Origin of the sequence: Lentzea sp. NPDC051838 (genome assembly GCF_040681245.1) — a bacterium.
Classification (GTDB): Bacteria; Actinomycetota; Actinomycetes; order Mycobacteriales; family Pseudonocardiaceae; genus Lentzea.
This window is the reverse complement of the sequence record NZ_JBFAYI010000021.1, coordinates 22,544-49,013: the sequence shown is the minus strand read 5'-3', so window position 1 is coordinate 49,013 and position 26,470 is coordinate 22,544. Positions and strand designations below refer to the sequence as shown.

Annotated in this window: 24 protein-coding genes; 9 read left to right on the top strand and 15 right to left on the bottom strand. The window is 68.2% G+C overall.

The window, feature by feature from the left end; all coding sequences use genetic code 11:
• Window positions 1-59 precede the first annotated feature (59 nt).
• Genes AB0M24_RS33335 through AB0M24_RS33320 form a run of 4 tightly spaced genes read left to right on the top strand, consistent with a single transcriptional unit; the run spans window position 60 to window position 3,020 of the window.
• Window positions 60-863 (top strand): HAD family hydrolase, encoded by an 804-nt coding sequence (locus AB0M24_RS33335; protein WP_363777119.1) that lies wholly within the window; start codon window positions 60-62, stop codon window positions 861-863.
• A gap of 22 nt (window positions 864-885) precedes the next feature.
• Window positions 886-1,821 carry an NAD-dependent epimerase/dehydratase family protein gene (locus AB0M24_RS33330; protein ID WP_363777116.1) on the top strand — a complete coding sequence of 312 codons (936 nt, stop codon included), beginning with the start codon at window positions 886-888 and terminating at the stop codon, window positions 1,819-1,821.
• A gap of 51 nt (window positions 1,822-1,872) precedes the next feature.
• The gene (locus tag AB0M24_RS33325) at window positions 1,873-2,652 is read left to right on the top strand and encodes a glycosyltransferase family 2 protein (protein WP_363777113.1); all 780 of its coding nucleotides are present in this window, start codon (window positions 1,873-1,875) and stop codon (window positions 2,650-2,652) included.
• Window positions 2,649-3,020: a DUF2304 domain-containing protein gene (locus AB0M24_RS33320; RefSeq protein WP_363777110.1), complete on the top strand. Its 372-nt coding sequence runs from the start codon at window positions 2,649-2,651 to the stop codon at window positions 3,018-3,020. Before AB0M24_RS33325 ends, AB0M24_RS33320 begins: the two co-directional genes overlap by 4 nt.
• 60 nt (window positions 3,021-3,080) lie before the next feature.
• Here the strand turns inward: AB0M24_RS33320 and AB0M24_RS33315 are convergent, their stop codons facing one another.
• Window positions 3,081-4,217: a glycosyltransferase gene (locus AB0M24_RS33315; protein ID WP_363777107.1), complete on the bottom strand. Its 1,137-nt coding sequence runs from the start codon at window positions 4,215-4,217 to the stop codon at window positions 3,081-3,083.
• Window positions 4,218-4,319: 102 nt separating this feature from the next.
• On the opposite strand from AB0M24_RS33315, the gene AB0M24_RS33310 reads away from it, so the two are divergent.
• Window positions 4,320-5,432 carry a trypsin-like serine protease gene (locus tag AB0M24_RS33310; RefSeq protein WP_363777104.1) on the top strand — a complete coding sequence of 371 codons (1,113 nt, stop codon included), beginning with the start codon at window positions 4,320-4,322 and terminating at the stop codon, window positions 5,430-5,432.
• Between the two features lie 18 nt (window positions 5,433-5,450).
• Here AB0M24_RS33310 and AB0M24_RS33305 read toward each other — a convergent pair whose 3' ends face one another.
• Window positions 5,451-6,716 (bottom strand): hypothetical protein, encoded by a 1,266-nt coding sequence (locus AB0M24_RS33305; RefSeq protein ID WP_363777101.1) that lies wholly within the window; start codon window positions 6,714-6,716, stop codon window positions 5,451-5,453.
• Window positions 6,717-6,796: 80 nt separating this feature from the next.
• Here AB0M24_RS33305 and AB0M24_RS33300 point away from each other — a divergent pair, with 80 nt between their 5' ends.
• The gene (locus AB0M24_RS33300) at window positions 6,797-7,570 is read left to right on the top strand and encodes a glycosyltransferase (RefSeq protein WP_363777098.1); all 774 of its coding nucleotides are present in this window, start codon (window positions 6,797-6,799) and stop codon (window positions 7,568-7,570) included.
• A 58-nt stretch (window positions 7,571-7,628) separates the two neighbouring features.
• Here AB0M24_RS33300 and AB0M24_RS33295 read toward each other — a convergent pair whose 3' ends face one another.
• From AB0M24_RS33295 to AB0M24_RS33285, 3 genes are all read right to left on the bottom strand, one after another.
• A complete protein-coding gene (locus tag AB0M24_RS33295) occupies window positions 7,629-9,563 on the bottom strand; it encodes a DUF6541 family protein (protein WP_363777095.1) in 1,935 nt (644 codons plus the stop codon).
• Window positions 9,564-9,633: 70 nt separating this feature from the next.
• Window positions 9,634-10,866: an acyltransferase gene (locus AB0M24_RS33290; protein WP_363777092.1), complete on the bottom strand. Its 1,233-nt coding sequence runs from the start codon at window positions 10,864-10,866 to the stop codon at window positions 9,634-9,636.
• Window positions 10,867-10,890: 24 nt separating this feature from the next.
• Window positions 10,891-12,057: an acyltransferase gene (locus tag AB0M24_RS33285; protein ID WP_363777090.1), complete on the bottom strand. Its 1,167-nt coding sequence runs from the start codon at window positions 12,055-12,057 to the stop codon at window positions 10,891-10,893.
• Window positions 12,058-12,284: 227 nt separating this feature from the next.
• Between AB0M24_RS33285 and AB0M24_RS33280 the strand changes: the two genes are divergently transcribed.
• The 3 genes from AB0M24_RS33280 to glf all read left to right on the top strand — a co-directional run bounded on the left by AB0M24_RS33280 (window position 12,285) and on the right by glf (window position 16,083).
• Entirely contained in the window at window positions 12,285-13,919 is a 1,635-nt protein-coding gene (locus AB0M24_RS33280; protein ID WP_363777087.1) for a glycosyltransferase, read from the top strand.
• On the top strand, window positions 13,916-14,815 hold the full coding sequence (locus AB0M24_RS33275) for a glycosyltransferase family 2 protein (RefSeq protein ID WP_363777084.1): 900 nt from the start codon (window positions 13,916-13,918) through the stop codon (window positions 14,813-14,815). The genes AB0M24_RS33280 and AB0M24_RS33275 overlap by 4 nt, the downstream gene beginning before the upstream one ends.
• A gap of 77 nt (window positions 14,816-14,892) precedes the next feature.
• Window positions 14,893-16,083: a UDP-galactopyranose mutase gene (gene glf / locus AB0M24_RS33270; protein ID WP_363777081.1), complete on the top strand. Its 1,191-nt coding sequence runs from the start codon at window positions 14,893-14,895 to the stop codon at window positions 16,081-16,083.
• Between the two features lie 52 nt (window positions 16,084-16,135).
• Here the strand turns inward: glf and AB0M24_RS33265 are convergent, their stop codons facing one another.
• The 10 genes from AB0M24_RS33265 to AB0M24_RS33220 form a co-directional block, all read right to left on the bottom strand.
• Window positions 16,136-16,936, bottom strand: a complete 801-nt coding sequence (locus tag AB0M24_RS33265) for an SdrD B-like domain-containing protein (RefSeq protein WP_363777078.1) — start codon at window positions 16,934-16,936, stop codon at window positions 16,136-16,138.
• Window positions 16,937-17,127: 191 nt separating this feature from the next.
• On the bottom strand, window positions 17,128-17,928 hold the full coding sequence (locus tag AB0M24_RS33260; protein ID WP_363777075.1) for an SdrD B-like domain-containing protein: 801 nt from the start codon (window positions 17,926-17,928) through the stop codon (window positions 17,128-17,130).
• 183 nt (window positions 17,929-18,111) lie between these two features.
• Window positions 18,112-19,974 carry an arabinofuranosyltransferase gene (locus AB0M24_RS33255; protein WP_363777072.1) on the bottom strand — a complete coding sequence of 621 codons (1,863 nt, stop codon included), beginning with the start codon at window positions 19,972-19,974 and terminating at the stop codon, window positions 18,112-18,114.
• Between the two features lie 62 nt (window positions 19,975-20,036).
• Window positions 20,037-21,245: a glycosyltransferase family 2 protein gene (locus AB0M24_RS33250; protein WP_363777069.1), complete on the bottom strand. Its 1,209-nt coding sequence runs from the start codon at window positions 21,243-21,245 to the stop codon at window positions 20,037-20,039.
• A gap of 261 nt (window positions 21,246-21,506) precedes the next feature.
• Window positions 21,507-22,289 carry a carbohydrate ABC transporter permease gene (locus tag AB0M24_RS33245; protein ID WP_363777355.1) on the bottom strand — a complete coding sequence of 261 codons (783 nt, stop codon included), beginning with the start codon at window positions 22,287-22,289 and terminating at the stop codon, window positions 21,507-21,509.
• Window positions 22,290-22,315: 26 nt separating this feature from the next.
• Entirely contained in the window at window positions 22,316-23,194 is an 879-nt protein-coding gene (locus tag AB0M24_RS33240) for a sugar ABC transporter permease (RefSeq protein WP_363777066.1), read from the bottom strand.
• On the bottom strand, window positions 23,191-24,393 hold the full coding sequence (locus AB0M24_RS33235) for a sugar ABC transporter substrate-binding protein (RefSeq protein ID WP_363777063.1): 1,203 nt from the start codon (window positions 24,391-24,393) through the stop codon (window positions 23,191-23,193). Before AB0M24_RS33235 ends, AB0M24_RS33240 begins: the two co-directional genes overlap by 4 nt.
• 67 nt (window positions 24,394-24,460) lie before the next feature.
• Window positions 24,461-24,655, bottom strand: coding sequence for a hypothetical protein (locus tag AB0M24_RS33230; protein ID WP_363777060.1), 195 nt, complete (start codon window positions 24,653-24,655; stop codon window positions 24,461-24,463).
• Window positions 24,656-24,733: 78 nt separating this feature from the next.
• Window positions 24,734-25,636, bottom strand: coding sequence for a glycosyltransferase family 2 protein (locus AB0M24_RS33225; protein ID WP_363777057.1), 903 nt, complete (start codon window positions 25,634-25,636; stop codon window positions 24,734-24,736).
• A gap of 3 nt (window positions 25,637-25,639) precedes the next feature.
• On the bottom strand, window positions 25,640-26,458 hold the full coding sequence (locus tag AB0M24_RS33220; RefSeq protein WP_363777054.1) for an ABC transporter ATP-binding protein: 819 nt from the start codon (window positions 26,456-26,458) through the stop codon (window positions 25,640-25,642).
• Window positions 26,459-26,470 lie beyond the last annotated feature (12 nt).

Here is a 26,470-nt window from a genome sequence, read left to right as displayed (position 1 = left end):
ACCAGCTGTTCAGCTCGTTACGAACTTGGCTCGCGTAGTTGACAAGGCAAGATGTCGGTGTGGAACAGCCGCGCCTGGTCGCCTCCGACGTCGATGGAACCCTGCTCAACCCGATGGAGACGGTGAGCCCGCGCACTGCGGCAGTGGTCGCGCGCGTGTTGGCGGCAGGCGTGCCGTTCGTCCTGGCCACCGGCAGGCCCCCGCGCTGGATCCCGCGGATCGCCCAGGAGGCCGGTCTCGACGGGCTGGCCGTGTGCGCGAACGGCGCGGTGCTCTACGACATCGGCAAGGACGAGATCGTCTGGGCGCGCACCCTCACGTCGATGCAGTTGCACGACATCGCGGCCGCCGTCGACAGCATCCTCGACGACTGCACGTACGCGGTGGAGTTGGTCGGCACGCCCAAGGACGAGAAGACGTTCGTCGCCGAGCTCAGCTACACGCACCCGTGGCCTGAGGGCCCGCACAGCGGCCTGACCAGGGCGGAGACGCTCGGCCACCCCGCGATCAAGCTGCTGATCAGGCACCGGAACCTGACCAGCGGCGAGATGGTCCGGGCGATCAGCGAGGTGCTGCACGGCGAGGTCGACCTGACCTACTCCACGAACAACGGCCTGATCGAGGCCTCGGTGCACGGTGTCACGAAGGCGTCGGGCCTCGCCGACGTGGCGGAGCGGTTCGGAGTCGAGCGCGAGCACGTCATCGCGTTCGGAGACATGCCGAACGACGTGGAGATGCTCACGTGGGCAGGGCACGGCGTGGCGATGGCGAACGGCCACGAGGCCGCGAAGGCCGCCGCCGACGAGGTGACCGGCCCGAACGCCGAGGACGGCGTCGCCATGGTCCTGGAACGGTGGTTCTGAGGCCGCGATTACCCTGTGCGGCATGCGCGCACTCGTGACCGGCGGCGCCGGTTTCATCGGCTCCACCCTGGTCGACCGCCTGCTGCGGGACGGGCACGAGGTCCACGTGATCGACGACCTGCGCCGCGGCAAGCGGACCGCGCCGGCCGACCCTGCCCACGCGGACAGGTACTCGTTCACCGAGCTCGACGTCACCTCTCCGCAGCTCGACGACCTGTTCGAGCAGGTCAAGCCCGAGGCGGTGTTCCACCTCGCGGCCCAGATCGACGTGCGGGTGAGCGTCGAACGGCCGTTGGACGACGCGCGGCAGAACGTCCTCGGCACGATCAACCTGGCCGAGGCGGCGCGCAGGGCCGGCACGCGCAAGATCCTCTTCGCGTCCTCCGGCGGGTCCATCTACGGCACGCCGGACGTCCTGCCGGTGTCCGAGGAGGTGCCGACGAACCCGAAGTCGCCGTACGCGGCGAGCAAGCTCTCGGGTGAGATCTACCTCAACACGTTCCGGCAGCTCTACGGCATCGACTGCACGCACCTGGCGCTCGCGAACGTCTACGGCCCGCGGCAGGACCCGCACGGCGAGGCGGGCGTGGTGGCGATCTTCGCGAACGCCCTGCTCGCCGGGAAGCCGACGAAGGTGTTCGGCGACGGCGGCAACACCAGGGACTACGTGTTCGTCGAGGACGTCGTGAACGCGTTCGTGCTGGCCAGCGGCGACAACGGCGGTGGCCGCAGGTACAACATCGGCACCGGCGTGCAGGTGTCCGACCGCGAGCTGCACACCCTGGTCGCGCAGGCCGCCGGTGCCGCCGACACCCCCGAGCACGCCCCTGCCCGGCTGGGCGACCTGCGGGCGTCCGCGCTCGACCCGAGCCTCGCCAAGGCCGAGCTCGGCTGGGTGCCGGAAGTGGACATTCAGACCGGCGTGCGATGCACCGTCGAGTACTTCCGCGAGGCCTGAGCCCGGCACCCCGGCCGGGTTCACCCGGACGAGAGCAGTTAGCATCGCCGTGTGTCGAGCGAATTCCTCGGCAGGGCCCTCATCGTGGTGCCTGCCTGGAACGAAGAAGCCGCCGTCGGTGACACCGTGCGCGAGATTCTCGATTCGGTGCCCAACGCAGACGTGCTCGTTGTTGACGACGGTTCCACCGACCTGACCGCGGAAGCGGCCAAGGCGGCGGGCGCCCTCGTCCTCGAGCTGCCCTTCAACCTCGGTGTCGGCGGGGCGATGCGAGCGGGCTTCCGCTACGCGGTGCGCCACGGCTACGACGCCGCGGTGCAGGTCGACGCGGACGGCCAGCACAACCCGGCCGAGGTCCCCGACCTGCTCGCGAAGCTGAACGAGGCCGATCTGGTCATCGGTGCGCGCTTCGCCGAGAAGGGCGACTACCAGGTGCGCGGCCCCCGCAAGTGGGCCATGGTCGTGCTGAGCAAGGTCCTGTCGTGGGTGGCGAAGACGAAGCTCACGGACACCACCTCGGGATTCAAGGCGACGGGCAAGCGCGCGCTGCCGCTGTTCGCCGAGAACTACCCCGTCGAATACCTCGGCGACACCATCGAGTCGCTGGTCATCGCGGTGCGCGCGGGCTGCACGATCACCCAGGTGCCCGCGCACATGCGGGAGCGCCGGGCGGGTACCCCGAGCCACAGCCCGTGGAAGTCGACGGTCTACCTGGGCCGCGCCGGGTTCGCCCTGCTGCTCGCGTTGATCCGCCGGTGGGACGTGTCGGTCAAGGCCTCCACGCCGCGCGTGCCCACGCCCACGGCGACCGCTGAGAGGGGTGTCGCGTGAGCGCGTACATCGTCGCCATCATCGGCAGCGTCCTGATCCTCCTCGGGATCATGGAGCTGCTGCGCCGCCGTCAGCTCAGCGAGAAGTACGCGGTGCTGTGGCTGGTCGTCGGTCTGCTGCTGCTGGTCCTCACGATCTTCCCGGGCCTGCTGGGCACGTTGAGCTCCGCGGCCGGCGTCGAGGTTCCGTCGAACCTGCTCTTCTTCACCGCGATCGTGTTCCTCATCGGTGTCGCGCTGCACCTGTCGTGGGAGCTCTCGCGGCTGGAGGACGAGACCCGCAAGCTCGCCGAGGACCTGGCGATCCTGCGTCTCGAGGTCGAGGAGCAGGGCAAGCAGCTGCGCGGGTCGAACGACACCGGGCGCTAGTCCCCAAGCACGAAGAAGCCCTGCTCCGGAGCCCGGAGCAGGGCTTCTTTCCGTCTGTGCTCAGTGCTGACCGGGAACCGGCGTGCCGTGCATCAGGGCGGTGACGACCGCGACGGCGTTGTCCCAGGAGAACTTCTCCGCGGTGTTCTTGGCCAGCAGCTCGGCCATCGCCTTGCGGTGCGCCTCGTCCGTCAGCGCCTCCTTCAGCGCTTTGCCCAGCGCCTTCGGCTGCTGCGCCGGCACGAGCCAGCCCGTCTCGCCGTCGGTCACGATCTCGGCGGTGCCACCGACGTCCGTGGCGATGACGCAGGCACCCATCGCGGCGGCTTCCAGCACCGTCGTCGGCAGGCCCTCGGTCCAGCTGGGGTTCACCACGACCGTCGCGGCCGCCATCTCCTTCAGCGCGACCGGGTGGGTCACGGCGCCGAGGAACTCGACCTGCTCGGCGAGCCCGAGCGACTTGACCTTCGACTCGAGCATCCCGCGCGCGGGCCCGTCGCCGCAGATCCGCGCGTGCACGGGCACTCCGGCGGCCTTGACCTCGGCGATGGCGTCCAGCAGGTCCTGCACGCCCTTGCCGTTGATCAGCCGGCCGACGAAGCACACGGTGTTCGGCTTGCCGGACGGCGCGGAGTGCACGCCGTCGGGCAGGTCCATGCCGCGGTGCACGACGATCGCCTCACGCCCGGCGAGCTTGCGGACGAACTGCTGAGCGGGCTTCGACACCGCCACGACACCGGCGGCCATGCGCAGCACCGGCTGGGCGATCGTCGTGTCGACCGTGTTCGCGACGAACCTGACGAACAGGTTGCCGCTCTGCACCGGCGTCGACCCGTGCTCGATGTGCACCCGGCGGATGCCCTTGCGCTTGGCCCAGATGCTCGCCAACGCAGCGTGGTAGAAGAACCGCGTGTGCGTCATCATCACCGAGTCCGGCGTGACGTACTGGCGCAGCAGCTTGTGGAAGCCGGGCTTGGGGACCGGGTAGGGCGACACCGGCATCCACGACGGCCAGCGCACCACGGTCCAGCGGTCCGACAGGTGCTCGACACCGGGCTTCGACGCGGTGTCCGAGGTCAGCACGGTGATGCGGAGGTCCGGATCGGCCTCCAGCAGCCTCTTGTGGAGCTCGAACGCGTAAGCCTCGAGACCACCGGGATGCGGGGGGTAGCAGGACGGCAGGTCCACCAGGTGCATGGGTCCAATTTCCCACACGCGCGGCTGCGTCCCTCAGCCTGCCTGTACCTTCGCGTCCGGCACCTCTGAGCGTGCCGATCAGTCCTGGGGGATTGGGGATACATGAAGTTGCTTTCGCGCGCCCTCGTTGCGATGGGCGCTGTTGCTGCTGCCACGGTGGTTGTTCCTGCCAGCGGCGTTGTCGACGGAACCCCGGTCGCGGACGGCGCCCAGCCGTACGTCGCCCGGATCACCGTCGGCACCGAGTCGGCGTGCACCGGCGCGTTGATCGACCCGTACTGGGTGGTCACCGCGAACGGCTGCGTGCCGGACGGGAGAGAGGCCACCGCGGTCATCGGCCGCACGCAGGCGGGCCAGACGACCGGAGTCACCAGCAAGATCACGCAGGTCGTCCGGCGCGACGACCGCGACATCGCGCTGGTCAAGCTCGAGTTCCCGGTGATGGACCTGCCGAAGCTCAAGATCGCCACCACGCCTGCCGCGGCCGGTGAGGTGCTGAAGATCTCGGGCTGGGGCCGCACGCGTCAGACGTTCGCGAACGACCGGCTGCACGTGGCGTCGTTCTCGGTCGACTCCGCCAACGGCCAGACCGTCGCGGTGACCGGTCAGTCGGTCGGCCTGTGCAAGGGAGACGCGGGTGGTCCTGCCATCCGTGAGGTGAACGGTGTCGCCGAGCTCGTCGCGGTCGGCACCAAGTCCTGGCAGGGCGGTTGCTACGGCGTCTCGGACACCCGCACCGGCGCGACCGCGGGCCGGGTGGACAACATCGGCGCGTGGATCACCGAGCAGATCGGTGGACGCACGGTGACGCTCAAGAACAACTACACGCAGAAGTGCGCGGTGCAGTTCGGTTTCGAGCCGACTGCGGGTACGACGCTGAAGCAGTACACCTGTGCGCCGTACCTGGACCAGGTCTGGACGTTGAAGCCGGTGAACGGCGGGTTCGCGGTGTACAACGTGCACACCAAGCTCTGCGCGTCGGCCCGGGGAACCTCCGACGTCGCCGGCTGGACCGTGCCGATGCTCGACTGCAGCGCTGCGGAGCCACTGCAGGCGTGGCAGGTCAACGCGGTCGCCAACGGCACGCAGATCCGCAACTCGGTGACCGGCCTCTGCCTGGCCGTGTGGTGGCGCACGCCGGACGACGGCGCCGAGGCCACCTATCAGGTCTGCGAAGCGGCATACGCGGACCAGGTGTGGACGCTGAACTCCTGATTCGAGCGGCGGCAGTGGTCACTCAGCGGTGGCCGCTGCCGCTTTCTCGGTGTCCGCACGGGCGTGCCGGGTGAGCCCGATCCACGCGATGGCCGCACCGATCGCCCACGCCAGCGCCATACCGCACGCGGCGCCGATGACACCGAACTGAGTGCCGAGCAACGCGATCAGCGCCAGCTCGCACAGCAGCTGGATGGTGCGCACCCGCGGTCCGACCCACGCCCGGCCGCTCGCCTTCGCGGCGACCATCGCGGTCTGCCCCGACGCGAGCAGCAGCGCGTAGACCAGCAGGATCAGCACGACTGGTTCGAGCTTCGTCCAGTCGGTCTTGAGGAACGTGCTCATGAGCTCCGTCGGCAGGACCAGGACGATCAGCATGCCGATCCCGCTCACCCCGGCGGCCAGCAGCGACACGATCGCGGGCGCGCGCACGACGTCCTTGGCGCTGCGACCGGCGAGGTGTGCGAGCAGCGCGTTGCCGATGCCGACGAACAGCACGGTCATCGCGGTGATCGGCGTCATCGCCTTGCGCAGCAGGCCGTAGCCGTCGAGGCCGGTCGCCCAGATCGCCATGCCGAACGTCGCGTAGATGCCGGCGGCGAGGTACACCGCGTCGATCAGGAAGCCGGGGATGAGCTTGCGCTGCTCCTTGATCCACCCGACGACCGAGCCCAGCGAGAACGGGGCGCCCGTCAGCACGATCGCGGCGAGCGTCGCCAGGATGCCGGTGATCGCCCACACCAGGTACATGCGCGAGACGTCGAGGTGGTCTACCAGCGCGAACGTGCCCGCGGCACCTGCGAACACGATCAGCCAGCCACCGTCGAGGGCGAGCGAGAGCAACGGGCGCTGCTTGCCGTAGCCGACGTACCGGGCGTGGTCGAGCACACCGAGGAACGGCGAGGCCACCGCCTGGATCAGCAACAGGTCGCGAGCGGTTCCGTCGAGGAACAGCGCGACGATCAGCGCGCACACGCCGATGACGAGACCGAGCGTGAGGGCCGTCGCGGCAGGCGGGCGCAGCGCCTTCGGATCGTTGGACGACGCGGTGCGCGCGACCAGCATCGGCTCGGACGCGATCGCCCGGCTCACGTACCACTGGCCCGTCTGCACCATCACGATCAGCGAGAAGATGCCGTACTCGGCGTCGCCCGAGATCGGAAGGGCCGCCGCCTGCACCACGAACGCGATCGCGGAGAACACGAGCTGGTCGACGGTGACGAGCGACTGGTAACCGGCCCGGTCGACGAGCTTGCGGATCAGCGAGGGCGCAGGCTTCGTCACGGCTTTGGGTACCTTCTCGAAGGGGAGTTCGAGTCGCCTACTCTACGGTGTCCCCGATTCACGCCTGCTTGGAGGCAGTGGTGGTCTCGCCGGTCTCAGTGGTCATCCCGTGCGCACCGAAGACCGACTTCCTCGAGGAGACGCTGCGCGCGGTCGCCGCGCAGACCCACCAGGAGTGGGAGGTCGTCCTCGTCCTCGACGGCGACTGCGCCCAGAACCGCGCCGCCGCCGAGGTGCTCCCGAGCGACCGCGTGCAGATCCTGGTGACCCCGGCCCCTCGCAGCGGCCCCGCGGTCGGCCGCAACATCGGCCTCGACGCGGCGAAGCACGAGCTGGTGGCGTTCCTCGACGCCGACGACCTCTGCACCCCCGAGCGGCTCGAGCGCCAGGCAGCGGCCCTGGACGCGGACCCCGGTCTTGGCCTGGTCGGCGCGTGGTCCTACAAGATCGACCCGGAAGGCACCCGCGTCGGCGAATTCCACTCCGTCACCGGCCGCGAGCAGGTCGCGAAGACGATGTTGCTCTACAACATCCTCACCACGTCCACGATCATGACCCGCAAGGCGCTGGTGGACGAGGTCGGCGGCTTCGACCCGCGGCTGATCCGGCTCGAGGACTACGACCTGTGGCTGCGCATCCTGGCCAAGGCGGACGGCGACGTGCTGCCGGAGGAGCTCCTCGGCTACCGCGTGCACCCCGGCCAGTACAGCAGGGGCGGCCTGCTCGGCCCGGCCACCAAGCTGCTGTTCGCGAGCAAGAAGGCAGCGGCCAGGCGGATCGGCGTCAGCGGGCTCGCCACCTCGGCCAGGCACGTGGCGTGGCTCGGCGTGCAGGTGGCGAACCGCCGCTGGTGACGCCCCGAGAACGGAAAAGGCCCCCGGCGAACCGGGGGCCTTTCTCATGTCCAGTGCCTCAGCCGGTGGCGCTGAGGTCCACCCGGTAGATCTTCGAGCCGCCCTGCGAGTAGACGAGCTTGAGCGAGCGCACCCCGTCGAGCTTGTCCGTGCCCGCGGCGATCGTGCTGCTGCCGAAGACCTTCTCGTCGCTGTGGAACACGTACGTGACCTTGAGCTTCGCGACCGTGCGACGAACCTCTTCGTTCGTGTCCAGCTCGTCGAAGTGCGAGAACAGCAGGACGCGGTCCTTGCCGACGCCCTTCTCGTCCGGCACACCGGTGATCACGTGACCGAAGACGGGCTGCACGTCCTCCAGCGCCCACATCCACGGCGAGCCGTCGCCGGGGTCGTTCATCACCAGGTCGCCCTTGGGCACGAGCTTGCCGAGCTCGTCCATCGCGGCTTCCTTGGCCGGCGTCATCGTGCTGAGGCCGTTGTAGGCACCCAGGATGTAGACCGTGTTGCGGTTGACGTAGAGGCCGCTGCTGACCAGCGTCAGCACCAGGACCACGACGGCCGAGCTGCCGATGCGCGACCACTGGGTGTCGCCGACCTTGAAGCGCTCGACCACGCGGAGCAGGCCGTCGCGGGCCACGACCAGGCCGTTGCCCGCGAGCACCACCAGCGGCAGCGTGCACAGCGCGATGAAGCGCCAGCGGTCGTTCCACCACGGGCCGGTCAGCAGGGCGACGAGCGTGCCCTTGTACGACGTGGTCATCACGAACAGCAGCATGAAGACGCCGCCACCGACGAACCACCAGGTGAGGTCCTTCAGCCTGCGTGCGCCGACAACACCGAGGACCAGTGCGAGGACCAGCCAGTACTGCGGCTTGGCCGACTCGAAGTTGAGGAAGAACAGCTGGCCCAGCGCCGAGCCGGGGGTCGCGTAGATCGGCCAGTCGACCGCGGAGAACGTGGCGGTGGCCGCCGCGCCGAGCAGCTGCGGCACCGCGACGAGCGACGCGAGCACCGCCATCACGCCCAGGGCGACGACGTCCTTGAGCGGGACCTTGCGGGCGAGGACCCAGCGCTGCACCACGAAGAAGAAGCCGACGATCGTGGCGGACAGCGCGATGCTCGGGTGGATCGTGACGAGGCCGATCATGCCCAGCGCGCCCAGCACCACCAGCGCCAGGTGCCGCACGGTCACCGCCTCGACCAGCAGCGCGATGAACGCCGGGATCACCGCGACACCGCTCGCGAACGGCCACACCGGGCCGAAGAACTCCAGCGCGTACGGGTACGTGGTGAACGTGCCGGCCAGCAGTGCCACCGAGCCGACGAGCGCCGGGCGGGCGTTCACCACGCGCAGCACGCCGACGAGGCTCAGCGAGAACACACCGGCGAGCAGGCCCATCCACACGTTGATCGTCGGCATCACGCCGGCGCCGGTGATCTGCACCGCGGTGGCGAGCAGGACGTGGAAGCCGTTGGGGTAGAAGAAGTTCGCGTTGTTCGGGTCGTTCACGAACCGCAGGTCGCCCGGCGCCGACGCCCCGCTGTCCGCGATGTAGCGGATGCCGTTGGCGTGGAACATCGCGTCCCAGAACTGGTGCACCTGGTTGAAGCCGCCGGTGGCCTTGCTGGTGACGTAGAGGCCGAGCGCGGTGGCGGCCAGGACGGCCAGCGCGATGCCCACGTGCTGCACCCGCGTCCACGGCGTCGTCGCGCCCGTCTCCAGCCGCAGCGAGCCGTACCAGCGGCGCGCGACCAGGCGGACCAGGAACACGACAGCCGCGATGACCACCGTGACCAGCGCGAACGTCCAGGGCGACCAGCCGCCGAGCACCTTGGGCACGATCGGCCCTGTCAGCGAGATGACGCCGAACGTCAGCACGGGCGCGCCGGAGGCCAGCAGCCAGCCGCGCAGTCCTGCTGCGAGCCCGACCACCAGACCGGGCACCATCAGCACGAGCAGCAACACGGCCAGCACGCCGATATGGGCACTCATCGGGTTACACGCCTTTCTGAGGACCCGCTGAGCACCGCGGGGCGGTTCTCACTGTATTCAAGCCCCGAGGTCAGACCTTCTCGGGTACGCGTTCTTCCTTGGGCTCGACCGGCGGCGGCGAGATCGTCACCGGCGTCAGCGGGGTGTCGACCATGAGCCGCATCTTCTTGCGCGAGGGCTCCTCGACGTAGCGCCACATCAGGTAGCCGGCCACGCAGACGATCACCGGGATCAGCGGCAGCACCACCTGGAACAGCGGCTGTCCGCCACCGAGCCAGTTCGGGTACTCCGACTGCGCCCACCAGATCACCTCGATGATCAGCATGTGCACCAGGTAGACGCTGTACGAGAAGTGCCCGCCGGTCACGAACGGCCTGGTGGACAGCAGCCTGGCCGGGCCTCCGTCGGCGATCGCCAGCGCGACCAGCAGCGGCGGGAACAGGAACACGACCAGGATGACCGCGTTCGGGCGGTCCAGAGCGTGCGCGCCGTACAGGACGACGAACACGGCGAGAAGCAGGATGTACGACCACCACGTGCCGTGGCGGTCCGTGCGCGCGGTCCGCGGGATGCGTCGCACCACGAGGCACGCCAGCGAGCCCGCGACGAACGCGCCGAGCAGGCGGATCAGCCACAGGTACGGCATCGCGTAGAGGCCCTCACCGGCCACCGCGAACAGCGCCACCGGCATCACCGCGAGCATCGCCAGCACCATCAGCTGACGGTTGCGCGCCACCCGCCCGATGCGCGCGAACAGCAGCACCAGCACCGGGAAGATGCAGTAGACGAGCCACTCCGCGCTCACCGACCAGGCGGGACCGTTCCAGGTCAGCCGGTCGAAGTCGGGCGAGGTCCACAGCACGACCATGAACAGCTGGCGCAGGTAGCTCAGCACCGAGAACTCGTCGACCACCACCGGGTCGTGGCTGTGGATGGCCATCAGCCCGCCGTGCCACAACGCCGCGATGTTCAGCGTCACGAAGTACACCGGCCACACACGCGACAACCGGGCCCAGAGGAACATCCGCGTCTTGGCGCGGTCGACCTTCTCGCCCATCTTGTCGACGTAGTTCAGCGTCAGCACGAACCCGCTCAGCCCGAAGAACAGGTCCACGCCCAGGCCGCCGTTGTGCAGGATCGGCCACAGCACCCGCGCCACGCTCGGGAACTCGCTCAGGAAGTTGCCACCGACGTGGAACACCACGACCCAGAGCGCCGCGACGATGCGCAGGCCGGTGAGGGGCAGGATCTCACCGCGGGCCGAGACGAACTTGGGGCTGACGCCGTTGACCGGTGCAGGCATGGCGAAGAGGGTACTGGCCGGGGTTCAGGCGGGATTCGGCACCGGCACGGGCGCCGGTTCGGCCACCGGGGGTTCCTCCGCCTGCGGCGTCCGCTTCTCCGCGGTCCGCCGGTCGAGGCGCGCGATGAGCTTGCGGCCGACCTCGATCATCGGCTGTTCCACGTGGCGGAACAGCAGGTCGGCGAGCCCGATCGCGGCCAGGGTGATCATGATCGCGGTGAACGTCCGGTCGATGCGGAACGGCGGGAACGTCGAGACCATGAAGCTGGCCGCGATGCCCTGGACGAGGTAGAGCGAGTAGGAGCGCTCCCCGACGAACTTCATCGGGGGCGTGCTGAAGAACTTCACCAGCGGTCCGTCACCCAGCACGCTCAGCAGCAGCAGGCACACCACCAGGCCGTAGATGAGGACGGGCGTGGTGTCGGACCCGGTGAGCATCATCAGCCGGTGCGCGTTCAGCTGAACCGCGACCAGCACCGGCAGGAAGACGAAACCGAGCCACGGCCGCGTCAGGCCGCGCAGGAACGCGAACCCCTTCGGGTCGTGCAGCAGGATCGCCACCACGCAGCCCATCAGGATGACGATGTAGGACGACGTGCCGTAGTTGAAGGACGGCACCATCAGCACGAGCGCCAGCAGGGCGATCGCACCGAACGCGATGCCGAGGCGCCTGCCCATCGGCATGAACCCGGCCGCGAACGCGAGCAGCGGCCAGACCAGGTAGAACTTCTGCTCCACGGCCAGCGTCCACGAGTGACCGAAGATGTGCCCGGCCGCGATGAACTCGTTGTTGAACGTCAGGTAGTACGGCAGCACCTTGTCCAGCTCAGCGGTCACCCAGTCGCCGCGCCAGTAGTAGAGCAGCGCGGTCGCGGCGAGCACGACGTAGTAGACGGGCATCAGCCGGAACACGCGCCGCAGGTAGAAGTTGCGCACCGAGGCGCGGCCCTTGCGACCCTCCTCGCGCAGGGCGAGCGTCGTGATCAGGAAGCCGGAGAGCACGAAGAAGAGGTCGACGCCCATCCAGCCGCCCGAGTAGGCCCACGTCTTGCCGCCGAAGTGCTGGAACACGACCATCACCGCCGCGACGGCTCGCAGCCCGTCCAGGGCGGGAAACCGTCTCAACGCCAGGTAGTCGGCATGGGTGAGCTGCGGCATGAAGACCTCGACCAGTGCAGGGGGAACCGCCACGACGGGCGCGCAAAGCGACCGCGTTCCGTAGCGGCCTGTGGGAGGATGCCATCCACTCGGGGCATTCCTGAGTGTTTGCTGTGAAATTCGGCGACGCGGAGCTACCGGCGATGGGCCGAACGGTCTAGTTGGATGCTTACGTGGGGCGTTCGGGTGTCCCCGGTACCATCGGCTTCGCTCGGCTCCCCAATTCTGCGGTGAGCGCCGATCGACCCCACCCGAGAGACGTGACGGACAAGCCAAGAAACCAGAAGCCGACCGCTGTGTTCGAGGTGCTCGACGACAGCGGAGTCGGTCTGAGCGACGGCGAAGCACTCCTCGACGACCGGGAGCGCCGCCTGGTCGAGGGTGCCGCGAACTTCTACGCGCTGGCAGGCCCTGGCCAGACCTTCCGCTTCACGGTCCTGCGCGGACCCGCGGGCACCATGCCCGCTCTGACGGACGAGGAGCGCACGACCATCGAGTGGGAGGACGACCACGAGGTCGTCGGCTCGCTGGTCGTCCGCAGCCTCATGCACACGATCGCTGACCACCCGCCGTCGGACGGGCTCGTCGACATCGCGGTCGACATCGGCGGCCCGCCCGCCATGATCAACGCGTACGACCAGCTCAAGGGCGTGCTCGGCAAGGCGCGCAAGGCCGTGCGGTTCCTCGCGCCGGTCCAGTTCGACGCGCTGCGCCAGTTCCGCACCGACATGGTCGAGCGCAGGGGCCGCGACATTCCCCGCAAGGCGCCGATCCGGCTGTCCCGCGGTGCCGCGGCCACCCCGCACGGCGACACCCCGGCGATCCTCTTCGGTCTGCACTGGCTGGAGCTGGGAGGTGCCGAGCGCTGGGCGATCGACACCATCCGCCTCGCCAAGGAAGCGGGCTTCCTGCCGATCGTGGTCACCGACCGCGACTCGGCGCACGAGTGGATCACCCGCCCCGAGCTCGACGGCGCGCTGGTCGTGCCGCTGACGGTGCCGATGGACCCGAAGCAGGAGTCGGCGTTCCTCAACGGCCTGCTGTCGGCGTACGACGTGCGCGGCATCCACCTGCACCACTGCACGTGGCTCTACGACAAGCTGCCGTGGATCAAGTCGGTCCGCCCGGAGATCCCGGTGGTCGACTCGCTGCACGTGCTGGAGTGGCGCACCGGCGGGTTCGTCGACATCTCCGTGCGGCTGTCGAACATGATCGACGAGCACCACGTGATCTCGCCGCAGCTGCGCGACTACCTCGTCGGCAAGCACGGCATGCCCGAGGACAAGGTCGTGCTCGCCACGCTCGCCGGCCTCACCACCGACGGCATCGCGGTCGGCGGCGCGGACGACGTCGAGAGCAACCCGTTCACGGTGGCGTTCGTCGGCCGGTTCACCCAGCAGAAGCGCCCCTACCTCTTCCTGCAGCTCGCCGCGGAGCTGAAGAAGAACTCGCCGCGCGAGGTGCGGTTCATCATCCACGGCCACGGTGAGCTGGCCGCCGAGGTGAACAGCCTGCGCGCCCGTCTCGGTGACGCCGTCGAGCTGCGCGGTCCCGACCGCCCGGTGAGCGACACGTTCCGCGACTCCGACGTGCTCGTCGTCTCATCGGACAACGAGGGCCTCACTCTCACGTCTTTCGAAGCGACGGCGGCGGGCGTGCCCGTCGTGTCGGCCGACGTGGGTTCGCAGTCGTCGCTGATCGCGGACGACCTGCTCTGCCCGCGTCACCCCTACGCGTTCATCCAGGCCGCCGCGGCCAGGATCCGCACCATGATGACCTCTCCCGACCAGCGCAAGACCTGGCTCGACGAGCAGGCCGCCAAGGCTGAGGCCTTCGCGAAGCTGCCGCGTGCCGAGGACTGGACGCGTGACCTTTACCGAGGATGGCTCAAGTGAGCACTGTCGCCGCCGTTGTCGTCACCTACAACCGCAAGGACAAGCTCACAACGGTCCTCGACCACGTCCTCGCGCAGACCCGCCGTCCCGAGTGGATCGTCGTCGTCAACAACGCCTCCACCGACGGCACCGACCAGGTGCTGAAGGAGTACGAGCAGATCGACGGCGTCGTCGTCGTGTCGCTCAGCGAGAACACCGGTGGCGCGGGCGGTTTCGCGACCGGCATGAACAAGAGCTACGAGCTCGGCGCGGACTTCATCTGGATCATGGATGACGACTGCTACGCCAACTCGGACGCGCTCGAGGAGCTCCTCAACGGCCACTCCAAGGCCGAAGAGGCCATGGGCATGCCGCTGCCGTACGCGTGCTCGCTGGTCAAGTGGGTCGACGGCAACATCTGCGAGATGAACAACCCCGGCACCACCTGGGACTGGGGCAAGCTGATCGCGAAGGGCCAGGAGAACGTCCTGGTCACGCACTGCTCGTTCGTCTCGGTGCTGTTCCCGCGCTGGGCGCTCACCAAGTTCGGCCTGCCGCTCACCGAGTACTTCATCTGGTTCGACGACCAGGAGTACACGCTCCGCATCACCAAGGCGGGCCCCGGCGTGCAGGTGCTGCGCAGCGTCGTCGTGCACGACCTCGGCGTGAACCGCGGCGTGAACTTCGGCGACGCCAACGCGTCGAACCTGTGGAAGTTCGAATACGGCGCCCGCAACGAGTCGTCCTTCCGCCTGCACCACGAGAACCCGGTGGCGTGGCTGAAGTTCCTCTACCGCCTGGCGCAGGGTCTGCGCGGCGGCAACGTGCCGTGGTCCATCCGGGCCAAGCTGTTCCGCAAGGCGATCGAGGGCATCACGTTCAACCCGAAGCCGAAGATGCCGCGCTCGGTTCTCTGAGCGAGATCAATTTTCCGTGCTGTACCAAGGGACCCTCGGCGAATTCCTCGCCGGGGGTCCCTTGTAAAATCAGCGAGGTGAACTTCGCGGGCTATGACCTTATTGTCGTCGGCTCTGGTTTCTACGGCCTGACCGTCGCCGAACGCGCCGCCGCCACGCTGGGCAAGCGGGTGCTGGTGATCGACCGACGCGACCACATCGGTGGTAACGCGTACTCCGAGCAGGAGCCGGAGACAGGCATCGAGGTGCACCGCTACGGCGCGCACCTGTTCCACACGTCCAACAAGCGCGTGTGGGACTACGTCAACCAGTTCACCGAGTTCACCGGCTACCAGCACCGCGTCTTCGCGATGCACGCCGGCCAGGCGTACCAGTTCCCGATGGGCCTGGGCCTGCTGTCGCAGTTCGTCGGCCGCTACATGTCGCCGGAGGACGCCAAGGCGTGGGTCGCGGAGCACGCCTCCGAGATCGACACCAAGGACGCGGCGAACCTCGAGGAGAAGGCGATCTCGCTGGTCGGCCGTCCCCTGTACGAGGCGTTCATCCGCGACTACACCGCGAAGCAGTGGCAGACGGACCCGAAGGAGCTGCCCGCCGCGGTCATCGCGCGCCTCCCGGTCCGCTACAACTTCGACAACCGCTACTTCAACGACACCTACGAGGGTCTGCCGGTCGACGGCTACACCGCGTGGCTCGAGAAGATGGCGGAGCACGAGAACATCACCGTGCTGCTGTCGACGGACTACTTCGACGTGCGCGAGGACATCCCCGCGGGCATCCCGGTCGTCTACACCGGCCCGCTGGACCGCTACTTCGACTACTCCGAGGGCTGGCTCGGCTGGCGCACGCTCGACTTCGAGCGCGAGGTCCTGCCGATCGGCGACTTCCAGGGCACGCCGGTCATGAACTACAACGACGCGGACGTCCCGTACACCCGCATCCACGAGTTCCGGCACTTCCACCCGGAGCGCACGACCTACCCGTCGGACAAGACGGTCATCGTCCGCGAGTTCTCCCGTGCCGCGGAGAAGGACGACGAGCCGTACTACCCGATCAACACGCCGGAGGACCGCGCCAAGCTGGAGAGCTACCGCGAGCTCGCCAAGAAGGAAGCGGCCGAGCGCAACGTGATCTTCGGTGGCCGCCTGGGCACCTACAAGTACCTCGACATGCACATGGCCATCGGTTCGGCGCTGACCGTGTTCGAGAACAAGATCGCGCCGTTCTTCACCGAGGGCAAGCCGCTGAACGGCTCGCTCGACGACTGATCCGCACGGTAAAAGGCCCGGTCACCGTTGCGGTGACCGGGCCTTTCGCTGTCTAGCTGGTGGTCAGCGACGCTGTGGCGACGTCGTTGGCGGTGTTGGTGTCGGTGCTCCGGTACAGGCCCTTCCACACCTCGAACTTGAGCTCCGCGCCGTTCATCTGCTTCTCGACGACGACGCGAGCGCCGACGAACTCACGTGCGCTGGGCGAACGACGGTCGTGGAAGAACCCCGTGACCTTGCCGGCGGGCTCGGTCTCCCAGAACTTCGGCATGCCGCCGAGGCGCTCGACGACGCGCAGGCCCTCCGGCAAGGAGAGCTCGCCGCCGAACTGGTCCCAGGCGTTGCCGTCGGGGTACGCGCCACCGACGATGTCGATCGTGTCGCCGACCTTCGGGTTCGGGTTGCTGACGTAGATCTTCTCGGCGATGTGGTCGAGCTTGGCGGTGACGAGCCCGGCGTCGAGATGCTTCACCTTCTGCCCGGCCTTGACGACCACGGGGTTCAGCGGAACACCGTTGGACGGGTGGAACTTCGAGGTGCCGCCCAGACGCGTCAGCGCCTGGCCGTGCGAGAGCGAACGGTCTCCCACCCGGACCGGGTAGGTACCGGCGGTGAGGTTCTTGAACTCGTAGCGACCCTGCTCGTCGGTGAAGACTGCGGTGCCGGTGTCCTCCATGTACATGGCGGCCCCCTTGATCGCGGGCTCGCCGGCGTCACGCAGGCCGTTGGAGTTGAGGTCGTGCCACACGACACCGGAGACGGAACCGGTGGGTGCGGCCTCGGCGGTGCCGGCGAGTGCGAGCGGCGCGGCGACGGTGAGCGCCAGAGCGGCCAGGCGCGTGCTGATCTTCATGGTGTCCCCCCAGGACGTTTTCAACGGTGCCGCGGCCCGGCTCACCCCCAGTGAGTCGGACCGCGTCCCCCAGGAACTGCTTACGCGGACAACTCTGCCGAGCCGACCTTGCAGAAACCTGCAAGAGCCCCTGACCAGCAAAAAAGAAGCCCGGCTCACCCCCAAGGGAGCCGGGCTTCACGGTCGGATGATCAGCTGGTGGTGATCGTCTTCGTCTCGGTGTCGTTGGACAGGTTCGTGTCGGAGTTGCGGAACAGGCCCTTCCACACGTCGAACTTGATCTCGGCGCCGTCCAGCGGCTTCTCCACGACGACACGGGCACCGACCCACTCGGGCAGGCCACCGGGCTTGCGGTCGTAGAAGTAGCCGGTGACCTTGCCGGCGGGCTCGGTCTCGTAGAACTTCGGCATGCCGCCGAGCCGCTCGACCACGCGCAGGCCCTCCGGCAGCGTGAGCTGGCCGCCGAACTGGTCGTACACGTTGCCGTTGTGGACCGTCGAGCCGACGATGTCGATCGTGTCGCCGACCTTCGGGTTCGGGTTGCTGATGAAGAGCTGGTTGACCTTGGTGTCGACGACGCCGGTCACGAAGCCGCTGTCGAACATCCCGTACTGCTGACCGGCCTCGAGCTGGACCGGGCTGGTCATCTTGCCGTTGGCCTGGCTGAACCTCGAGCTGAATCCCGCGCGGCTCCACCCCTGGCCGTGCGAGAGCGAACGGTCGCCGGATCCGACGATGTAGCTGCCCGCCGCGAGCCCCTTGATCTCGTAGCGGCCGTTGGCGTCGGACTGCGCGGCCTTGTTGGTGCCGTCGATGTACATCCAGTGCCCGGCGATCGGTGCCTCGCCGACCTCGCGGACGCCGTTGTTGTTGGCGTCCTCCCACACGAAGCCGTAGATCGAGCCGGTGTCGTCGGCGTGAGCGGTGCCGGCGAGGCTGAGCGGTGCGGCGACGGCGAGAGCAAGTGCGGCGAGGCGAGTGATGGCCTTCATTGTTCGGTTCCCCCCTGGAACTTTCTTGCTGGCATTGCCTGACGATGAGAACTCTGCCGGGCGCACCTGCAAAAAATCTGCAAGCGGCCTGCAAGCCGTCTGCAGGGCTCTGAACTGCGCCGATGTACGAAAAAGCAGGCCCCACCGGAGACGGTGAGGCCTGCTTCGTCGAGGAGTTGCGCGCTAGGGCTTGCGGACCGCCAGCACCTGGCCGCCGGGCAGGTCCTGCACGATCAGCCACTTCGAGGAGTCGAACGACTCGGGGCGGAACGAGGCCAGCACCGCGTCCCACCACTTCTGGTCCGCGGACTTGGTCATCAGGAACACGTCGATCGAGCCGAACTCCGTGTTCGCACTGGCTCGCGCGAACTCGGCGGGATCGGTGATCTCGGAGATCCTGTGCACCTCGGCCTGGCGGTCGTCCCACCTGGTCAGCGTGCTGGCGGCGGTGCGGTCCACGCCCATGTAACCGGGCCACGGCACGTAGGCGAACAGCCGCTCGTCCGACGCCACCGTGCGGGGCATCGCACCCTTGCCGCGCACCTGCTCCACCTCGGCGATGATCCGGTTCGCGGCCAGGCAGTCGAAACGCCCTTCCTTCGGCGCGAACCTCGGGTAGGTGCAGTCGGGCAACGGCGAGAGGTGCGCCCAGCCCGTGTACGTGTTGAAGGTGCCCGCCGTGTTGTACGTGACGGTCGTGGCCGTCTCGGTGCTCGGCCGCCAGTCCTGCCAGTACGCGTAGACGACCCACACCAGCGACACCGCGACGACAGCGGCACCGGCGCGGTACGGCGTCGGGAACGAGAACCGCTTGGCGAAAGCAGGTCCTGCCGTGGCCAGCGTCAGCACACCGGCCGGCACCAGGATCGCGCCGATCAGCACGGGCACGTAGAAGTACAGCGTGGTGTGGGTGCTGAACACGAACCGCAGACCGGCGAGCAGCCAGAACAGGTACGCGCCGACGAGCAGGTAGAGCAGCGGCCGGGCCCAGTCGGTGCGGCCGCGGTACCAGACCAGCCCGGCCAGACCGACGAGCTCGAGCACGCCCAGCAGCGACGGCTTCAGGAACGGGAACGCGTTCAGGGTCTGGCCGTTGAACACGAACTCGTCGCTGACCGCCTGGCCCTTCTCGGTCAGCACCCCGAAGGCGTACGGCGCGAGGTAGGGCGAGGCGACGAGCAGCGCGACACCGGCGGCCAGCAGGACGTGGCGGACGTAGGCGCCCTTGTCGCCCACCCGGCGCCACGTGGAGATCGCGATGGCCGCGAAGCCGATCACGCCGAACGCGTACCAGCCGTTGTAGAGCATCATCATGACGCCGGCGATGATCCCGGCGGGCAGCCAGTGCAGCCGTCCGCGCTTGGGCTCGCCGAGCGTCGAGATCAGCCACGGCACGGTGACGAACAGCGTGATGACCGCGAACGCCTTGCGCGGGTCGCCGTTCACGAACAGGCTCACGCCGCTGATCACGAGCGCGGCCGGAGCGGGCACGATCCGCCGCCACATCAGGAACGTGGCGAGCACGGCGAGCGACAGCAGGCCGACCTCGAACACGACCAGCAGACGCCAGACCGGCACGCCGACGAGCAGCGACGACTTGGCCACCAGCCACGGGAACAGCGGCGGGTACTCCGCCGGTGCCTCCGCCACGAACTGGTCGGTCGGCAGCAGCGAGACCGTGTCGCGCATCGCCGCGGCCGCGGTCCTGGTGCGGTCGCCGCCGTTCATCAGGCCGGTGGTGCCCCACGGGGACCCGTAGAGCCCGGTGCGGAAGACGAGGACCACCCACGCGGCCAGCAGACCGGCACCGGCGGCGGAGACGAGCTCACCGGCACGCGGCCGCCACGCCAGCGCGGTGACGGCGGCCAGCGCCAGCAGACCGACGCCGAGCGGGAGGAAGATGCCGTTCTCGCTGAACGGGCTGACGTCCGCGATGCGCGGCAGGACCACCGCGACCGGCAGGGCGAGAACCCACGTCGCAAGGGCGACGGTGACGGGCGAGAGGAGCACCCGGCGGAACCGGGAACCCCGCGACGGTGCTTCCACCGTCACAGGGTCCACTGGTTCGCTGTGCTGAAGTGCTTCTGCAGGGATCGGGGGTGCCCCGGTCACTGCACACTCCCGGCCGGCTCGGTCTCACGTGCGGCGGCGGCCGCGGTGAGACCGTCCGTGGTCGGGATGCTGAGCACACCGGCGAACATGCTGAACATGATCGTCTGGAAGCCGAGGAGCAGGCCGAGCACGGCGGGGATCGCCATGCGCACGGTCGCCGTCGCGTCCATGTTGCCGAAGCCGTCGCCGCCCCAGAAGCCGACCTGCAGCGCGGCGGCCACGAAGCCGACGACGAAGATCAGCAGACCGAGGATGAGGCCGCGCTCGACGGTGAACCGCTCGACGAGCTGCCGGTAGTGACGGCTCATCGGCAGCAGGTCCTCGCGGGCGCCGAACAGCTTCACCATCACGGAGAACAGCACGGCCTGGTAGCCGACCGCGGTGAGTCCGGCGGCGTAGGTCATGGTGCCGACGTCGAACGTCACGTTGCCGACCTTGGTGGGACCGCTGATGAGCAGCGTCAGCGTGGTGATCAGGCCGAGCAGGGTGGCGGCGATGCCGGGGTACAGGAACAGCCAGCGCGGGCTGTAGATGAGCAGGAAGCGCAGGTGGCGCCAGCCGTCCCGCCAGCTCCGCAGGTGCGGCGGACGGCTGCGGCCGTCCTTCTTCAGCGTGGTGGGGACCTCTTCGATGCGCAGACCGGAGAGACAGGACTTGACCACGACCTCGCTGGCGAACTCCATGCCGGAGGTGTGCAGGCCGACCTTGAGCATGCTCTCGCGGCGGAAGCCGCGCAGGCCGCAGTGGAAGTCGCGGACCGGGGCCTTGAAGAACAGCACGCCGATCGCGGAGAGGACCGGGTTGCCGAGGTACTTGTGCAGCGGGGGCATGGCGCCGGGCTCGATGCCGCCCTTGAACCGGTTGCCCATGACCAGGTCCGCACCGCCGCGCAGGCGGGTGACGTAGTCGTCGAGGCTGGAGAAGTCGTAGCTGTCGTCGGCGTCGCCCATGATGACGAACTTGCCGCGAGCTGCTCGGATACCGCCGAGCAGTGCGTTGCCGTAGCCCTTGGCCGGGATGTCGACCACTCGGGCACCGAGATCGGTGGCGATCTTCTGCGATCCGTCGGTGCTGCCGTTGTCCGCGATCAGCACCTCGCCGACGACGCCCGAACGCTCCAGGTAGCCCTGTGCTTTCCGGATGCAGATCTCGAGCGTCTCCGCCTCGTTGAGGCAGGGCATCAGGATGGTCAGCTCACAGTCCATGTCTCACAGTCCATTGCTCACAGTCTTTAGTGGACGCTGCGTTGCCCCCAGCGCCAAGACGGCCGTCGCGAGACTTCATGAGTCATCGCCAAGAACCGCCTTACCGCGTGTCCTAAAAGTTCCCCCAGAACTGGAGCACCTGGACGGCTGGTGCGGGCTGCATCGCCTCGACCCTGCCGTGGGCTTTCGCAGCTTAGCCGTGTATGAGCCCCAAGACTCAACCCGGCTGGCCTGGTGTCACCCGGTTCAGTGGCGGGTGGATCATTCCTTGATGCCCGTTTCGGTGACGCCGCGCACGAGCAGGCGCTGCAGGGCGACGAAGACGATCACCAGTGGTGTGATCGAGATCACCGCCGCGAGGAAGAGCTGCACGACGTCGGTGGACTGCGCGGTGAGGAACGTCGAGAGCGCCACCTGCACCGTCCACGAGTCCTGGTCCTGGGCGATGACCAGCGGCCAGAGGAACTGGTTCCAGCTGGTCACGAACGCGATGACGCCCAGCGCGGCGAAGAAGCCCTTCGAGTTCGGCACCACCACGCGCCAGTACGTGCCCCAGTGCCCGAGCCCGTCGATCCGCGCGGCCTCCTCCAGCTCGCGCGGGAAGTTCAGGAAGTACTGCCGGAACAGGAACGCGGTGAACCCGCTGAACAGCCCGGGGACGACGAGTCCGCGCAGGTCCGAGACCCAGCCCAGCGTCGACACGACCACGAACGTCGGGACGAACGTCACAGCGGCCGGGATCATCAGCGTCGCGACCACGAGGTACAGCACGACGTTCGCGTACCGGTACGGAATCCGGGCCAGGCCGTAGCCCGCCAGCCCGCACAGGAACAGCTGTCCCACGGTCTGCAGCACGGCGACGACGAGCGAGTTGACCATGCTGCGGACCATCGGCACGGCAGGGTTGCCGAACAACTCCGTGAAGTTCTCCCAGTGGATCTCGCTCGGCCAGAACGTCCAGGTCTGCGCGGTGATCTCCTGCTCGGTCGCGAGCCCGTTGCGCAGCACCAGGTAGAACGGGACCAGGAACAGCACCGCCGCCATCGACAGCGCCAGGTACCTCAGCGCCTTCACCGCGTGATCACCCGGCCCTGCAGCAGCGTCACGCCCGCGATCAGCAACGTGAGGATCACCGCGCCCGCGCTGCCGTGCCCGAAGTCCTGCCCGCCCGACCCCAGTGCCGTGTAGTAGAGGTAGATCAACGGTGGCCGCGCGAACGGCGGGTAGCCGCGGTCGGTGCCCAGCACGTTGTAGAACTCGTCGAACGCCTGGTACGCCGCGATGAGCAGCAACAACACGACGGCGACCGACGTGGTGCGCAGCTGCGGCAGCGTGATGTACCGCAACGTCTGCCAGCCGGGCTTGGCGCCGTCGATCCACGCCGCCTCGTACAGGTGCTGTGGAATCCGTTGCAGCCCCGCGATGAACAGGATCAGGTAGAAGCCGATCTGCAGCCACAGCCGCAGCGTCACGAGCACCAGCCAGTACCAGGGCGGCGACGTCGACACCGTCCACGCGACCGGTTCGGCGCCGAACCACCCCAGCACCGTGTTCGCGAGCCCGAACCGCACGCCGTTGAAGATCGACAGCTTCCACACCAGCGACGCCACGACGTACGAGCACGCCGTCGGCAGGAAGAACACCGACCGGAAGAACCCCTGCATGAAGGTGATCTGGTTGACCAGCAACGCGAGGGCGAGCGCCAGCACGAACGTCAGCGGGACGATGAAGGCCGCGAACACGCTGAACGTGCCGAGGCTCGAGAGGAAGGGCTGGTCGGTCAGCATGTCCGCGTAGTTGCGCAGCCCGACGAACTCGCTGGGCGTCACCGTGTTGCGCGCGTCGAAGAACGACAGCAGCAGGCTCCACCCGATCGGCACGTACACGAAGACGACCAGCCCGATCGCGAACGGGCCGACGAACAGCCAGAACGCGCGTCCGTTGTTCATCCGTAGATGCGCTTCAGCTCGTCCCGCACCTTGCCCGCCGCGGTCTTCAGTTCCTCGTCGGCCTTGGCGCCATCACGGACAACCTTGGACACCGCGTCGTTGAACGCGGTCCGCATCACCGACGTCCAGTCCGGCGGGTTGGACGCCTTCGCGTTGTCCCGCACGAACTTCACCGCGTCCGCCGCGGCACCGGACGTCAGCTTCGACGCCTTCTCCGAGATGGACTTGCGCGGCGGGATGTGGAAGCCGTAGCTGAGGTTGAAGTCCTCCTGGTAGTCGGTCTTCTCGATCCACAGCCAGCGCACGAACTCCTTCGCCTCGTCGACCCGCTTCGACTTGGCGTTGACCATCGCCCCGAACGCGCCGACCGGCACGCTCGGCCTCCCGCTGTCGCCGAGCTTCGGGAACGGCAGCACCCCGAAGTCGTCGCCCAGCGCCTTCTGCACAGCCGGAACCGCCCACAACCCGGTCCACTGCATGGCGACGAGCCCCTGAGTGAACGCGTCCGGTTCCGCCCAGTCCTTCACCGCGCCGAGCAGCAACCCGCCGCTGGAGTACAGCTCGCGCAGCTTGCCGATCGCCTGCGCCGCAAGGGGATCGTCGAACCCGACCTGGTGGTCCCGCACGTGGTCGAGCCCCGCCGACCACAGCGCGGGCCCGCCGAGCACCCCACCGCCACCGTCGTTGCCGGCGAAGAGCCCCTTCACGCCGTCCTTCGTGAGTTTCCGCGCGGCATCGATCAATTCATCCACTGTGGACGGTGGCTGAACTCCTGCGGCGGCGAGCATGCTCTTGCGGTAGAACAACATCTGCATGTCGACGGCCTGCGGGACCCCGTAGATCTTCCCGTCAACGGTGTGCGTCGCGAGAATCGACTCGGAGAAATCGCTCTTGGCGGCGCCGAAGACGTCGTCGAGCGGCACGACCTGATTCGCCCTGACCGAGCTGATCTGCGGGGTGGACTCGAAGACGTCCGGTCCGCCGTCGGACAGCAGGCTCGTCGCGAGCTTGGAGTCGTAGTCGCCGGGGTTCCACTGCACGTCGACCGGGGTCTTGGTGAACGCCTTGGCGTAGCGCTCCACCGCTTGTTGCACGCCGGGCTCGCCGTAAGCGTGGTACCACTGCTTCAGGGCCTGGCCGTTGCCGCCCCGGCCGGTGTTCGAGCCGCACGCCGCCAGCAACGCGGACGCGCCCGCCAAAGAGAGAAGTCTGCGTCGGGAGATCACCCATCCCGTCTTACTCCGATCACCTCGTGTGCGCGAGCGGTTACTCGAAGTGCGCGACGACGACGTTGGCGAAGTTCACGACGTACTCACGACCGTCCGGCCCGGGGATCGGTTGCGTGTGGCCGTTGCGGACGATCTGGGTCAGCCGCGGCGCGAGGTCGTCCCGCGTCTCGGGCGTCACCGTGAGGGTGATGGGGTTCGGGTTGGCGGCGAGGAACAGCACGAGTTTGCTCATGGTTGAAGCAAACCGCGTTCCGGGCACGGCTGTAGGGCGGTTTCGCGGGTAGCGAATCCGCCCTCAGCAGATCAAGACTTACTTGCGGAAGAACCGCTCCCGCTGGCCGAGGCGCACGAGCTTGAGCCACTCGACGAACGCCTTCGGGTCCCGCTTCACGGCGAGGAAGTACAGGCCGAACCGGAACACCTCGAGCGCACCCAGCTTCCGCATGCCCGGCTGCGAGAGCAGGTAGCCGCGGTTGCGGTAGGTGTAGTAGCGCTTGATCGGGTTCTCCGGGTCCTGAGCGTGGAACTTGCCGCCCAGCATCGGCTTGAACTCGTCGGAGCCGTCCGGGTGCACGTACGCGACCCGCAGCGACGTGCCGAACGGCAGGCCGGAACGCACCATCCTGCGGTGGATCTCCACCTCGTCGCCGCGGAAGAACAGCCGGTAGTCCGGCACACCGACGACGTCGAGCGTCTCCGCCCGGAACAGCGCGCCGTTGAACAGCGACGCGATGCCCGGCAGGAAGTCCGTGCCGAGCTCAGCTGCCGAACGCTTCCACGTCAGGCCGCGCCGCAGCGGGAACGCGAGCTTCTCCGGGCTGTCGATGTTCGTGACGACAGGGGAGATCTCGGCGAGCTTGCGGCGGTCGGCCTCTTCGAGCAGCACTGCCAGCACGTGCTCATCGGCGGGGCGCCCGTCGTCGTCCGCGAGCCACACCCAGTCCGCGCCCAGCGAGAGCGCGTGCAGGATGCCGAGCGCGAAACCACCGGCGCCGCCGAGGTTGCGGTGCGACGGCAGGTAGGTGGTGGGAAGCGGGCACTGCTCGACGAGGTCGTCGACCGGCTGGTCCGGTCCGTTGTCGACGACGACCAGGTGGTCGGGGACGCGGGTCTGGGTCGCGAGCGCCTTGAGCGACTCGGCCAGCAGCTCGCGGCGGTGGCGGGTGACCACCACCGCGACGACGGAGCCCTTGGGCAGTGCCTGGAGGTTCACGGTCTATTCGCCGCCATTTCCGCTGAGGACGGGGGAGGAGTAGCCGAGCCTGGCCAGCTGGTCCGCGCTCATCCGCTCGAACGGGTCGAAGCCCTTGTACGCGGTGAGCACCTCACGCAGACCGCCGTGCTGCTTGACGCGGCCCTCGTCCATCCAGATCGCGCTGTCGCAGAAGTCGAGCAGCGTCTCGTCCGAGTGGTTCGCGAACACGAGCAGACCGGAGCGCTTCACGAGGTCCTTGAGGCGGTCGCGGGCCTTCGCCATGAACGCCGCGTCGACCGCGCCGATGCCCTCGTCGAGCAGCAGGATCTCGGGGTCGATCGAGGTGACGACACCCAGCGCGAGCCGCACGCGCATACCCGTGGAGTACGTGCGCAGCGGCATCGACAGGTAGTCGCCGAGCTCGGTGAACTCCGCGATGTCGTCGACCCGCTTCTCCATCTCCTTGCGGGTCATGCCCAGGAAGAGGCCGCGGATCATGATGTTCTCGTACCCGGAGATCTCCGGGTCCATGCCGACGCCGAGGTCGAAGACCGGCGCGACCTTGCCGACGATGCGCTGGCTGCCGCGGGTCGGCTCGTAGATGCCCGCGAGCAGGCGCAGCAGCGTCGACTTGCCGGCGCCGTTGTGGCCGACCAGACCGACGCGGTCGCCGTGCTTGAGCGACAGCGTGACGTCGTGCAGTGCTTCGATGATCGGGACGCGGCCTTCGGAGCCGATCTTGCCGCCGACCTTGCCGAGCGCGAGCTTCTTCAGCGACCTCGACTTGGCGTCGAAGATCGGGAAGTCGACCGACGCGTTCCAGACGTTGATGCTGACCATGGTTTGCCGACC